The following is a 12,433-nucleotide window of genomic DNA, read 5'->3' as shown; positions in this document are numbered from 1 at the left end:
ATAAATCCCCTTACATTTTTTCCGGGGCCGACACGCCAAGCAAATGCAGGGCGTTAGCCAGAACAATGCGGACACAGTTGACAAGATAAAGTCGCGCCTGGGCCGTGGCCGCGTCATCAACAAGTACCCGCTGTCGATTGTAATAGCTGTGAAATTGCGCTGCCAGATCCTGCAGATAAAAAACCACTCGGTGTGGCTCATAGCTTAGGGCCGCACCGACAATCAACTCTTCGAAACGCGCCAACTGCTTAGCCAGAGCCAGCTCCTCATCCAGCTCCAGCTTGCTGAGATCAACAGACCCCGTAAGCGGCTGAGTCACACCAGCGTCGGCGGCATTGCGATTGATACTGCAGACACGGGCATGTGCATATTGAACGTAGTATACCGGATTATCACTGCTTTGCTGCTTGGCCAACTCCAAATCAAAATCAAGCTGACTATCGCAGCGCCGGACCAAGAACAGGAACCGGCAGGCATCGCGTCCAACTTCGTCAATAACCTCGCGCAGGGTAATAAAATTTCCCGACCGCTTGCCCATCGTAAAGGGCTGGCCGTCGCGCAACAGGTTCACCATCTGAATCAACAAGACCTCGAGATCCTCGGGTGGATGACCAAGTCCCGCCAACATCGCCTTCATGCGCGGGATATAACCGTGATGATCGGCACCCCAGACATCAATGACCCGATCGAAGCCGCGCTCGAATTTCTCCATGTGATAAGCGACATCGGAGGCAAAGTAGGTATAACTACCATCCGACTTGATCAGCACGCGATCCTTGTCGTCACCATACTCGGTCGTACGCAGCCAGAGAGCATCATCCTGCTCAAAGGAGAGGCCCTTCTCTTTGAGCTTGACTAACTCATCATCAACCAGATTGCGATCGTAGAGACTCTTCTCGCTGTACCAATTGTCAAAATCGATACCGACAACTTTGAGGTCAGTTGCAATCCAGACGAGAACTTCCTCCACTCCAAAACGGGCACAAAGGTCAATCGCCTCATCGTCCGGAAGATCGCTCAGCTCGCCCTTTTCGGCCCGCAATTTGGCAGCCAGTTCACGGACATATTCGGCCTGATAACCATCCTCAGGAAAATCAATAGGCTGGCCTTGCAATTCACGCAGACGCATCAAGATTGAGCGGCCGAGAGTCTTAACTTGATTGCCGGCATCATTGACATAGTATTCGCGCTGGACCTCAAATCCGGCGGCCTGCAACACAGAAGAAAGCGCATCGCCAACCACCGCCCCACGCCCGTGACCGATATGCAACGGACCGGTCGGATTGGCGCTGACAAACTCAACCTGTATTTTAGTCCCCTTGCCGACCTGGCTGCGGCCATACTCGGCACCAGCGCTCATCACTTGATCGAGCACCTCGTACCAGCAGTTCGCCGCTAGCCGAAAGTTGATAAAGCCGGGCCCGGCAATCTCGATTTTGTCGCAAATAGAATGTCCTTGCATTGCCGCGACCAGGGCCTCGGCAATCTGCCGGGGAGCTTTACGCTCGGCCTTGGCCATAGTCATCGCAAGGTTGCTGGAGAAATCACCGTGGTCAGGATTTTTCGGCACCTCCAGCTGGATTTCCTGCGGCATTTCCCCGGAGGTCAAGCTACCATTGTCATAACACTGCTGTAGCGCCGCTTTTATCGCCTGTCTTAACTGATCTTTCATCGGTGGAAATTGCCTTTTCTCATAATTTATCCTTGGCCGGAAGGTGATAAATCAACTCTCCCTCACGGACCATACCAAGCTTCTTGCGGGCCAGTTGCTCCCAGTAATCCCTATCATGCTTCAAACGGTCGATCTCTTCACGCAGTTGTTGCCGATCCTGCTGCAGGTCTGCCAACTGAGCGGCCAACTCCTGCTTCTGCCGTTCTGTCTTCATGATCCGCACGACGCCACGGTCACCAAAAATAGCGTAGCCTAACATCAGTAGAATAACCACCAACAACCAAACTGTGATCAGATTTTTATTACCGGTCGATGCCGGCTCACGGGCAGGCGCCAACCAAACCTCCAAACAGTATATTACGCTATAAAAAAAGGAGTAAACCCCCATCAAACCAGACACTTAATCTGCAGAAAATTAAGTTCAGAAAAAACAGACGGCATCAACGGGGTGTATCGCATCCACTTGGTGAAACGGCAAGGGTCAGCGATCTAACAAACTGCCACTAACACCACCAACCGGCCCTATCCCCTTCATGATGAAGGAGACCATCACCGAACGGTCGGTATCGTTTTCACGGAAGGTAAACAAAGCGCTCCAACACTGTTGCCGATACTCAACTCCTAGAACATCTTCCAGTTGCTGATTTTCAGCGAAATCATAACGTTTTTCATAGCTGACGAAGAAGGGCTTGAGGTAAGCTACCCCCAGTTTCAGCGAACCATAATCGATATCCTGATCTCGGTCATTGCGATAATTGACGCTGAGTGAATTTTCCTGCTGATCGTGGACATCAGCCTCAGCAGAGTACTTGCTCCATTCGCCCTGATCGATATCGAAGGTACTGTCGAGCCGCAAACTGGACCAGTCGGTCGGCAACAGAGTCAACTCCCCACGGATGTCCGAAAAGGGTTCATCTTCTGCCTCTTCGAGCAGATTATAACTCTGTGACAGCCGTAGGTAAGCAAGGTCACGATAAATTGCACCGCCCTCATCCTGATCAAAACGAGCCGTAAAGCGTTGCACCAGAGAGTATTCAATAAGGTTTGCCTCAGCAATGCGGTCATCGCTGTCAAAACTGGGCAGGTGATTCTGGTCAAGTCCCGGAGTGTACTTGTAGGTCACCTCCGGTTCAATGCTATGGCGCAGTTTGTCGATCGGCCCAATCGGTTGTTCGTAAACCCGCTGCAAGCGGGTGGAGACCCTGGTCGAAAATTCGACAATCCCTTCCTGCTCGTCATCAGAGCCGTCACTTAATCCCCAATAATAACGATCACGATAGGCCACTTCCGGGGTTATATTGATCACATCCCACAACTGCAGACTGGCTGACAAATTCGGTCGCACCATCATCCGCTCGCCACGCAGTCCCTCATCTCGCCAAAAGTTCGTGTATTCTGATTCCAGTTCGTAATAGAAAACGGTTTCGCCAATCCGCTGACGGGAGGCATCAAAGGTAATTCGCGGCAACAGTTGCAAAGTTTTTGAATTGTCGCCCTCAAGATCCTTGGTGTACTTGAACTGACCGACCAGATTGTACTTGCCCCAGTTTTTGCTCAACGACAAAACTGACTCAACCTTATCCTTATTGTATTCCTCGGCCTGCTCGCCAAAGTCCTCGAAGTAGTCGTCATCATCGACATAAAGGGCATCAGCGACCATTCGGACGCCGCCAGGCAAGATACCATCGTGCTGCCATTCAAGGGCATAACGCTGCTCATCAACCGGCTCTCCGTCGACAGTATCGACGTCGATATGATAGACAAGCGCCTCGCCAGCGGTCGCCTTACCAAAGATGTAACGGTATTCCAACCCTTTGCCGAGCCCCATTTCTGAAAGATAATCGAAATAAAGAGTGGCATCCTGGTTTAATCCGAGGACCTGATAGTAAGCGCCATTATACTGAAATCCGCGCCGCTCCGAATAACCGGCCCGAGGGGTTAATAATCCTGATTCACGCTCAGTCTTAACCGGGTAAAGGATGTAAGGAACGTAAAAAGAAGGGATATCTTTGAGATAAAAGACCGCGTTTTTGGCCCTTGCATAGCCGGCCAGGGTCACATCAAGCTGCTCGGCGCCAAACTTCCAGGAGGGGACATCACCATCGCAGGTGGTAAAGGTGCCTTCGGTAATCCGATAATCAAACTCGCCACGCCGCTCTATCTGCTTACCACGGATATGGAGGTTCTGCTCCTGGAGAAAAACTTGACCGTCATCAACGGTTCCGGTTCCCTTTTGCAGATTATACTGCACTTTACTGCCGGTCATCGTTTCAGAAGGAGTGGTCAGCTCGACCGCCCCTTCTGCCTCAACGTCACCGCTGGTCTGATTCCACCAGAGAATCCTGCTGCGGACCTCCATTTCGCCCTGTGTCAGCAGAACATTACCGCTGGCCTGATAGCGCCCGCTGACCTTATCATAAGTCAGCTGATCCGCTTCGAGGTTAACAGGAACTTCTGAATCACCGAGCTGGCCCAAGTCCGCCGCCGCAATAAACGGCCAAGACAAAACGATAAAGATGGCAACAAGACGCAACAACATGACATAAAGCCCAAATCAATCAGCAATTGATAACAATTCAGCGGCTGGCAATAACACTTCCCGGACAGCAGCCACCAGAAACAATGAACCTGCAACCAGCAGAACCTGCCCGGCCTGCCGATTTTCACGTGCAGCGGCAACTGCAGCTTCTGGCTCAGCGTACTCCTGAGCCACAATACCCGACTTTGTCGCCAGTTGCACCAGTTTTTCAGGTGCGATCGCCGCGTCTACCGGCGGACGAGTGGCATACAAACGTTCGACAAAAGGCAATAGCGGCAACAACAAATCGTTCAGCTGCTTATCCGCCTTCAACCCAACCACCAGATGAAGGTTCGCGATATTCTGCTCGCGCAGGTAGTCAGCGAGCACTTGGGCACCGGCCGGATTATGCGCCCCATCGAGCAAAATATTGTCAGGCAACCACTCCAACCGGCCCGGCCAGCGGGCCTGCTCTATTCCCTGCCGCATAGCCGTCGGAGAGATGTCCACCCCGCTACGGTTCAACCAAGCTGCCGCCGCGAGCGCCAGAGCAAGATTCTGCTGTTGGTGGCGACCGACCAGTTTCGGTTGCAGATCGGGCAATGCACAGCCGAAACCATGAAAGGAAAATTTAGCGGCCGCGGAACTCCATTCATAGTCCCACCCGGCTTGCAACAACGGCAAATTCTGTTCTGCCGCTCGGTCCAGCAGAACCTGCTGCACCTGCGGATGTTGACGGGCACTGATCACCGGCACTTCCGGCTTAAAAATGCCGGCTTTTTCCGCCGCCACCTCGGCCAGAGTTCCCCCCAGATAAGCGCTGTGATCATGTGCAATCGGCGTTATCAGACAAAGTTCCGGCAGGGTTGCGTTGGTCGCATCCAGACGCCCCCCCATACCGGTTTCCAGAATGACCCATTCAACCCCACAACGTTGAAAGTAGACCAGCGCCAATGCTGTCGTGAACTCAAAAAAGGTCGTCCGCAACTGTTGCGCATGTGGTCGCAACTGCTCAGTGATGCTGACGACCTCGGACTCACTGATCTGCCGGGTATCGACCCGGACCCGTTCGGTGAAATGATGCAGGTGCGGCGAGGTATAAAGTCCGGCCTTGATGCCAGCCGCCTTGAAAATATTGGCCAAAGCCGCGGCAGTCGAGCCCTTACCGTTGGTACCGGCAATATGAATAATCCGCAGCTTCCGCTGCGGATTACCGAGTCGATCAAGGAGCGTGCGGATATTCTCCAGCCCTAGTTTGATGCCGAACAGCTGCAGCGAGTACAAGTAGTCAAGGCTCGCTTGGTAGCTATCACCCATCCGAAACTAACTTTTAGTGAAAATCCGCAGGGCCTGCGACAGACGCTGTTTCATTTCGCTGCGCGCCACAATCATATCGACCATGCCATGTTCGAGCAGATATTCGGAACGCTGAAACCCATCCGGGAGCGTCTGGCGAATCGTCTGCTCAATAACCCGCGGCCCAGCAAACCCGATCAACGCACGCGGTTCAGCAATATTCAAATCACCAAGCATGGCAAAACTAGCGGTAACGCCACCGGTGGTTGGATCGGTCAGGACCGAAATAAACGGGATACCGGCTGCCTTTAATTTAGCCAGCGCGGCACTGGTCTTAGCCATCTGCATCAGCGAGAGGATACTCTCCTGCATCCGCGCCCCACCGGAGGAGGAAAAAATCATCACCGGAGCCCTGGTTTCAAGCCCCTTTTCGATGGCGCGAGTGATTTTTTCACCAACCACCGAGCCCATGCTACCGCCCATGAAAGCAAAGTCGAACACCGCGACCACAACAGGCAGTCCTTCAAGATCGCCAGTGCCACAGATAACCGCGTCGCCGTCGCCACATTTCTTTACGGCCGCTTTGATCCGCTCTTTGTATTTTTTCGAATCCTTGAAATCGAGAAAATCGACCGAAGCCATCTGCGGGTCCATCTCAACAAAGGTTCCCTCATCGATCACCAGTTCAATCCGCTCACGGGCACCGATACGGAAATGATAGTCGCACTTGGGGCAGACATTCAGATTCCGTTCGATTTCCTTGGCGTAGATAATCTCCTGACAATTCTTGCACTTAGTCCAAACACCTTCCGGCACCTGAACCTTCTTTTTCTCCGCAGAGGCGGTCAGTGCTTTTTTCTTCCGAAACCAGACCATGAAGCATCCTTTTGTGTGTTACGCACACGTCATCGCCGCCGACAAAATCGGTCGACGTGCATCAGCCAGCCAACTAGGCCAGCCCCTGTTTCAGTTCTGCGATAAACTGGCCGACCCGCGGCAACAGTTCTTCACTCTGAGCATAGTCAGCTATGATTTTAACCAAGGCACTGCCGACCACAACTCCGTCGGCAAATTCACCCACCGCCCGTGCATCCTCAGCCGTGGTAATTCCAAAACCAACCCCCACCGGGACATTACTCATCCCTTTGAGCGTCTCGACTGCCACACGGATATCGTCGGGAACGACCTTCTGTGCTCCGGTCACTCCGGTCATCGAAACGTAATAGAGATACCCTTCAGCCGCCGCAGCCAGTTTTTGCATCCGCTCCGGCGGAGTAGTCGGAGCCAAGAGGGTGATCAGGGCGATTCCTGCCTTTTTCATCACCCCACTGATCTCGCCTACTTCTTCCGGCGGCAGATCAACCAACAACAGGCCATCAACTCCAGCTGCTGCAGCATCTGCGGCAAACCGCTCGGCGCCGTAGCGGAAGATCGGGTTGTAATACCCCATCAACACCAGGGGCACCTGACAATCCTTGCGGACTTCGGCGACCACTTGCAAAACCTTCGCCACTGTTGTTCCTGCCGCTAAGGCCCGTTCAGAAGCAGCCTGGATGGTCGGGCCATCGGCCATCGGATCGGAAAAAGGAACTCCCAATTCAATCAGATCGGCACCATTGTTCGCCAGAGTGCGGATCAGCTCTACAGTCGTGGAGAGATCGGGGTCCCCGACAGTCAAAAAGGGGATCAGCGCCGTTTCCTGCCTCTGTCGCAAAGCGGCAAATGTCTTGTCTATCCGTGTCATCGTATCCATTTCACAGCAACTAATTGGCTAGACCTTTAATTGATCAGCCCCAAAAGGGGCAGTCTAATCGTTCGCGCAGTCGGTTTCAATCCTTTTCTCCCACAACCTGCTATTGCAATTTTTCCTCTAACTTGAGCTCGAGAGATTTCAGAAAAAGCTGTTGATACTGCTCAAAGCTTTCAGCCGTACTCAGCCTCGCTAACCTGGCCTGCGGTCCGACAATGGAATTAATAATAGAGACTTCGGTACCATCTGGCTTTACTGCCAGTTGAACTGTCGTTTCAGCGCTGCTGCCGAACATCCCCTGGCGTTGCCAGGTCAACAACCGGGGCGATTGCAAAACGGTCAATTCTACCGAATTCCCCTCTAGCACACCCTTCAGGTGCAACTCGATTCGGGTTCCCACCTGCAACGGACCAAGCAACTTGACCTGCTCCACCCCCGGCCACCAATGCTGCCAACCATCGACATCAATCAGCAGTGGCCAAACCTTCTCCACCGGCTGGGCCAGCAACTGTGAACGCTGCCGCGTGAAATTGCTGTCGGAACTGGTGGCCAACAATAGCGCCATACCTGCCCCCAGCAACAAAAAAGCAATCAGCAGCTTTTTCAGCATTTGCCGCTACTTCGGAGTCTCGGCGGGTTTGGTTGTGGGCTTGCGGCGCCGAGGCGGCCGACGGCGTTTCTGCTCACCGATCGGTTTCTTCTCCGGTGGCTTCTTGCGCTTCGGCACGGCGCGCTTGTAATTGAAACAGAAATCCTCATCAAGCGGCACCTCGCTGGGGATGCGTTTGCCGAGGTAATCCTCTATTTCGTCCAGCACATAAACCGTCTCTTCGTCAGCGAAACTGATCGCCTGCCCTTTCGCCCCGGCGCGCGCGGTGCGACCGATACGGTGGACATAATCCTCGCGATCCTGCGGCAGATCGTAATTAATGACATGGGTCACGTTATCAACGTGAATACCGCGCGAGGCGACATCGGTGGCAACCAAATGGGTCAAGCTGCCAAGCTTGAACTGATCAAGAATCCGCATGCGCTTATTTTGCGGAATATCGCCGGAAAGGACGGCACTGGGGATCTCATTGGCATTGAGTAGAGCATTGAGCCGCTCAGCCTCGACCTTCATATTGACGAACAGCATCACCCGCTCAACATCGTCTTCCTGCTTGAGCAGGCCGAGCAACAGGGCGAACTTTTCACGCCGGGTGACATGATAGAGGGTCTGCTTGATGTTATCGGCGGTCATCTTCTCCGGTTCGATCTGCACCTTTTCCGCGAGGTTCATAAACTCGTAAGCAAGTTCCATAACCTGTGGCGAGAGGGTGGCCGAAAAGAGCATCGTCTGGCGTTTATCATAGGAAGGTAGCTGACGCAGGATGTAGCGCAGATCCTTGATGAAACCCATGTCGAACATCCGGTCGGCCTCATCGATAACCAGCGCCTCAACGCGGTTCATAGAGAAGACCCGCTGCTTGGAATAATCGATCAAACGACCCGGGGTGGCAACGATAATATCAACGCCATCGCGCAACGCCTGGCGCTGTTTTTCGTAATCCATGCCACCGAAAATTGCCTGGACCTTCAGTCCGGTGTGCTTGCCGAGCAGTTCGGCGTCCTTAACAATCTGCACCACCAGTTCGCGGGTCGGTGCCATCACCAGCGCCCGCGGGTTGTTACTGGTCCCCCTATCACTGCTGAGCAGCTTGCAAAACAGAGCGATCAAAAAAGCGGCCGTTTTGCCGGTTCCGGTCTGCGCCTGGGCAGCGACGTCCTTGCCGCGCAAAGCGAGCGGGATCGATTCCTGCTGCACCGGAGTCAGGGCTTCAAAACCAGCATCACGAACCCCCTGCAAAACAGATTCAGGAAGGTTCAGTTCGTTAAATTTCATATTTTTCCTTGGCTCGCAGCTTCAAACCACAAGCGTTAAGACAGATCAAAAGGACCTGCAAGCAAGACGTTGCCGTTTCGCAGCGACTCGGCAAAACGGCAACGCAACATGCGGGTGTTTTCATCAGTCGTTAAAATTTCACCGCCAGCGCATCGGCCACGGTGTGAATATCCTTATCGCCACGCCCCGACAGACAAACCAGTAAGATTTGCTCTTTCGGCAGGGTCGGCGCCAACTTCATGACCTCGGCAATCGCATGAGCAGATTCCAGCGCCGGGATAATGCCCTCAATACGGGTCAGTTTTTGAAAAGCTTCCAGCGCCTCGTCATCGGTAATCGACACATACTCGGCGCGCCCCAGATCCTTAAGATGTGCGTGTTCCGGCCCGACACCGGGATAATCGAGACCGGCAGAAATGGAATGGGCGTGATTAATCTGGCCATCCTCATCCTGCAGCAGATAGGTTTTGTTGCCGTGCAGCACGCCCGGCACCCCGGCGGAAATTGAAGCCGCATGTTTATCGGTATCAACCCCCAACCCGGCCGCCTCAACGCCGATCAGCCGCACAGAAGTATCCTCAATAAAGGGATAAAAGGTGCCCATCGCGTTGGAGCCACCACCGATGCAGGCGATTGCCACATCGGGCAGACGCCCTTCGGTTTCCTGCAGTTGCTGCTTGGATTCCTCACCGATCACTGCCTGAAAATCACGCACCAGCATCGGGTACGGGTGTGGCCCAGCGACGGTACCGATAACGTAGAAAGTGTCGCGAACATGGGTCACCCAATGACGCAGGGCATCATTCATCGCATCCTTGAGGGTGGCGGTGCCGCTGGTCACCTCATGGACCTTGGCGCCGAGCAGTTTCATGCGAAAGACGTTGAGTGCCTGGCGGCGGATGTCTTCCTTGCCCATGAAGATTTCGCACTCCATGCCAAACAGAGCGGCGACGGTGGCGGTGGCGACGCCATGCTGGCCGGCACCAGTCTCGGCGATCACCTTCTTTTTTCCCATGCGGCGGGCGAGCAAAATCTGACCTACGGTGTTGTTAACCTTGTGCGCGCCAGTGTGATTGAGATCCTCTCGCTTCAGGTAGATCTTCGCCCCACCCAACTCTTCGCTTAAGCGCTGAGCATAATAGAGCGGGCTCGGGCGGCCAACGTAATTTTTCAGATAGTAGTCGATCTCTGCTTGAAAGGTCGGATCCTGCCTGGCTTCGGCGTAGGCTTCTTCCAGTTCCAGCAAAGCCGGCATCAGGGTTTCTGCGACGTAACGACCACCGTACTCACCGAAGTGGCCCCGCTCATCGGGGGACTGATAACTCATGCGTTCCTCACTCGGCAGATAAACTCTGCCACTTTCTGATGATCTTTTTTGCCCGGCTTTACTTCAACACCACTGGAAACATCCACCGCGTACGGTTTGACCAGTCGCACCGCATCAATGATGTTTTCCGGGGTCAGCCCTCCGGCCAAAACCAAGGGTTGCTTACCAGCGAGACGCTTGGCCAGTTGCCAATCAAATTGCTTGCCGGTGCCACCGAAAGCGTCATCACACCAGGCATCGAGCAGCAGGGCTGAAACCTGATAGCGACCCGCCCCTTCCAATGAAGCTGCATCCTTAACGCGTAACGCCTTGATCACCCGCAGCGGCTCAATCAGGCAATCGTCCGGTTGTTCATCACCGTGCAACTGTACCACGTCAAGTCGCGCGGCCGCCATGGTCCGGCGGATACGCGAGATCGGCTCATTAACAAACAGCCCGACCGTGGTTACAAACGGAGGTAGCTCGGCAATAATTTTTTGTACTTCATGCGGACTGACAAAGCGCGGACTCTTGGCATAAAAGACGAACCCGAGGGCATCAGCCCCGGCCTCGACCGCTTGCAAAGCATCCTCCACATTAGTGATCCCACAAATTTTTACTCGAACATTGGCCACTTCAGCTCCTAAAGGTCAACCTTCGGCAAACGGGCAAGTGATTCCTGAATTGCCTCGCTCGGATATTCGTAATTTTCCAGGCCACCAGCAAAATAAGCATCGTAGGACGCCATATCGACATGACCGTGCCCGGAGAGGTTAAACAGGATGGTCTTCTCTTTGCCTTCTTCCTTGGCTTGCAGCGCCTCATCGAAGGCGGCACGGATGGCATGGGAAGACTCGGGGGCCGGGATGATCCCTTCAGAACGGGCAAATTGAACCGCCGCTTCGAAACACTCAACCTGACCGACCGCCTTGGCCTCAATGATACCAGCATCAAGCAACTGAGAAACCAGCGGCGCAGCACCGTGGTAACGCAACCCACCGGCATGGATTCCTGGCGGCATGAAATCGTGGCCCAAGGTATACATCTTGGAGATCGGCGCCATTTTGGCCTGATCACCGTAATCGAACTCATAAACCCCTTTGGTCAGGGTCGGACAGGAGATCGGCTCGGCGGCGAGAATACGAACATCCTTGCCATTGGCCTTATCAGCAACAAACGGGAAGCCGAGACCGGCAAAGTTGGAACCACCACCGTGACAACCGATAACCACATCCGGGTAATCACCGACCATTTCCATCTGCTCTTTTGCTTCCAGACCGATCACCGACTGATGCAGGCAGACATGATTGAGCACACTGCCGAGGCAGTAGCGGGTATCATCATGAGTGACGGCATCTTCAACCGCTTCACTGATGGCAATACCGAGGGAGCCGTTACTCTCGGGATGAGCGGCAAGAACTGCACGGCCAGAATTGGTCAGGTTCGACGGCGAAGGCACAACGTCAGCGCCCCACAACTGCATCATGCTTTTGCGGTACGGCTTCTGCTGGAAGGAGACCTTGACCATATAAACAGTGCATTCAAGATCGAACATCTGGCAGGCCAGGGCAATCGATGAGCCCCACTGCCCGGCGCCGGTCTCACTGGCGATCCGCTTGGTTCCGGCCAGCATATTATAGTAGGCCTGCGGGATAGCAGTATTCGGTTTATGACTACCGGCCGGAGAGACCCCTTCGTACTTGTAATAGATCTTCGCCGGTGTGCCGAGCGCCTTTTCCAGACGATGGGCGCGGAACATCGGCGACGGGCGCCACTGGGCGAGAATTTGGCGGACTTCGTCAGGAATATCGATCCAACGCTGGGTAGAAACCTCCTGCTCAATCAAGTCCATCGGAAACAACGGCAACAGATCGTCCGGGGTCACCGGTTGCAGGGTTCCCGGATGAATAACCGGAGCCATCGTTCCCGGCATATCAGGGATAATGTTGTACCACTGTTTCGGAATACGATCTTCGGGCAAAATAATTTTAGTGGCTTGCATCTGC

At 54.0% G+C, this 12,433-nt stretch carries 11 protein-coding genes; all 11 read right to left on the bottom strand.

Annotated elements, in window-relative coordinates:
• Positions 1 to 10: 10 nt before the first annotated feature.
• Positions 11 to 1,672: an arginine--tRNA ligase gene (gene argS, locus ACZ5PT_RS09665; RefSeq protein WP_464266614.1), complete on the bottom strand. Its 1,662-nt coding sequence runs from the start codon at positions 1,670 to 1,672 to the stop codon at positions 11 to 13.
• Between the two features lie 19 nt (positions 1,673 to 1,691).
• A complete protein-coding gene (locus ACZ5PT_RS09660; RefSeq protein WP_464266613.1) occupies positions 1,692 to 2,009 on the bottom strand; it encodes an FtsB family cell division protein in 318 nt (105 codons plus the stop codon).
• A 144-nt stretch (positions 2,010 to 2,153) separates the two neighbouring features.
• Positions 2,154 to 4,211: an LPS-assembly protein LptD gene (locus ACZ5PT_RS09655; protein WP_464266612.1), complete on the bottom strand. Its 2,058-nt coding sequence runs from the start codon at positions 4,209 to 4,211 to the stop codon at positions 2,154 to 2,156.
• A gap of 15 nt (positions 4,212 to 4,226) precedes the next feature.
• Positions 4,227 to 5,507, bottom strand: a complete 1,281-nt coding sequence (locus ACZ5PT_RS09650) for a bifunctional folylpolyglutamate synthase/dihydrofolate synthase (RefSeq protein WP_464266611.1) — start codon at positions 5,505 to 5,507, stop codon at positions 4,227 to 4,229.
• Positions 5,508 to 5,513: 6 nt separating this feature from the next.
• Complete coding sequence (gene accD / locus ACZ5PT_RS09645; protein ID WP_464266610.1) at positions 5,514 to 6,362, bottom strand: acetyl-CoA carboxylase, carboxyltransferase subunit beta; 849 nt, start codon at positions 6,360 to 6,362, stop codon at positions 5,514 to 5,516.
• 73 nt (positions 6,363 to 6,435) lie between these two features.
• Entirely contained in the window at positions 6,436 to 7,230 is a 795-nt protein-coding gene (trpA, locus tag ACZ5PT_RS09640) for a tryptophan synthase subunit alpha (RefSeq protein ID WP_464266724.1), read from the bottom strand.
• 109 nt (positions 7,231 to 7,339) lie between these two features.
• Positions 7,340 to 7,846, bottom strand: a complete 507-nt coding sequence (locus ACZ5PT_RS09635; protein WP_464266609.1) for an SRPBCC family protein — start codon at positions 7,844 to 7,846, stop codon at positions 7,340 to 7,342.
• Positions 7,847 to 7,852: 6 nt separating this feature from the next.
• Positions 7,853 to 9,121: a DEAD/DEAH box helicase gene (locus tag ACZ5PT_RS09630; RefSeq protein WP_464266608.1), complete on the bottom strand. Its 1,269-nt coding sequence runs from the start codon at positions 9,119 to 9,121 to the stop codon at positions 7,853 to 7,855.
• A 130-nt stretch (positions 9,122 to 9,251) separates the two neighbouring features.
• Positions 9,252 to 10,448, bottom strand: a complete 1,197-nt coding sequence (trpB, locus tag ACZ5PT_RS09625; protein ID WP_464266607.1) for a tryptophan synthase subunit beta — start codon at positions 10,446 to 10,448, stop codon at positions 9,252 to 9,254.
• Positions 10,445 to 11,062, bottom strand: a complete 618-nt coding sequence (locus ACZ5PT_RS09620) for a phosphoribosylanthranilate isomerase (protein ID WP_464266606.1) — start codon at positions 11,060 to 11,062, stop codon at positions 10,445 to 10,447. The genes trpB and ACZ5PT_RS09620 overlap by 4 nt, the downstream gene beginning before the upstream one ends.
• 8 nt (positions 11,063 to 11,070) lie before the next feature.
• Complete coding sequence (locus ACZ5PT_RS09615) at positions 11,071 to 12,429, bottom strand: TrpB-like pyridoxal phosphate-dependent enzyme (RefSeq protein ID WP_464266605.1); 1,359 nt, start codon at positions 12,427 to 12,429, stop codon at positions 11,071 to 11,073.
• Positions 12,430 to 12,433: the final 4 nt, after the last annotated feature.

The organism is Desulfuromusa ferrireducens (genome assembly GCF_055389805.1).
The sequence above is the reverse complement of the archived record's forward strand: the minus strand, read 5'-3'. Positions and strand labels throughout refer to the sequence as shown.

Excerpts from the sequence above, each read along its gene's own strand:
- argS (WP_464266614.1), bottom strand. The coding sequence starts at position 1,672 with ATGAAAGATCAGTTAAGACAGGCGATAAAAGCGGCGCTACAGCAGTGT.
- ACZ5PT_RS09655 (WP_464266612.1), bottom strand. The coding sequence starts at position 4,211 with ATGTTGTTGCGTCTTGTTGCCATCTTTATCGTTTTGTCTTGGCCGTTT.
- ACZ5PT_RS09650 (WP_464266611.1), bottom strand. The coding sequence starts at position 5,507 with ATGGGTGATAGCTACCAAGCGAGCCTTGACTACTTGTACTCGCTGCAG.
- accD (WP_464266610.1), bottom strand. The coding sequence starts at position 6,362 with ATGGTCTGGTTTCGGAAGAAAAAAGCACTGACCGCCTCTGCGGAGAAA.
- trpA (WP_464266724.1), bottom strand. The coding sequence starts at position 7,230 with ATGACACGGATAGACAAGACATTTGCCGCTTTGCGACAGAGGCAGGAA.
- ACZ5PT_RS09635 (WP_464266609.1), bottom strand. The coding sequence starts at position 7,846 with ATGCTGAAAAAGCTGCTGATTGCTTTTTTGTTGCTGGGGGCAGGTATG.
- ACZ5PT_RS09630 (WP_464266608.1), bottom strand. The coding sequence starts at position 9,121 with ATGAAATTTAACGAACTGAACCTTCCTGAATCTGTTTTGCAGGGGGTT.
- trpB (WP_464266607.1), bottom strand. The coding sequence starts at position 10,448 with ATGAGTTATCAGTCCCCCGATGAGCGGGGCCACTTCGGTGAGTACGGT.
- ACZ5PT_RS09615 (WP_464266605.1), bottom strand. The coding sequence starts at position 12,429 with ATGCAAGCCACTAAAATTATTTTGCCCGAAGATCGTATTCCGAAACAG.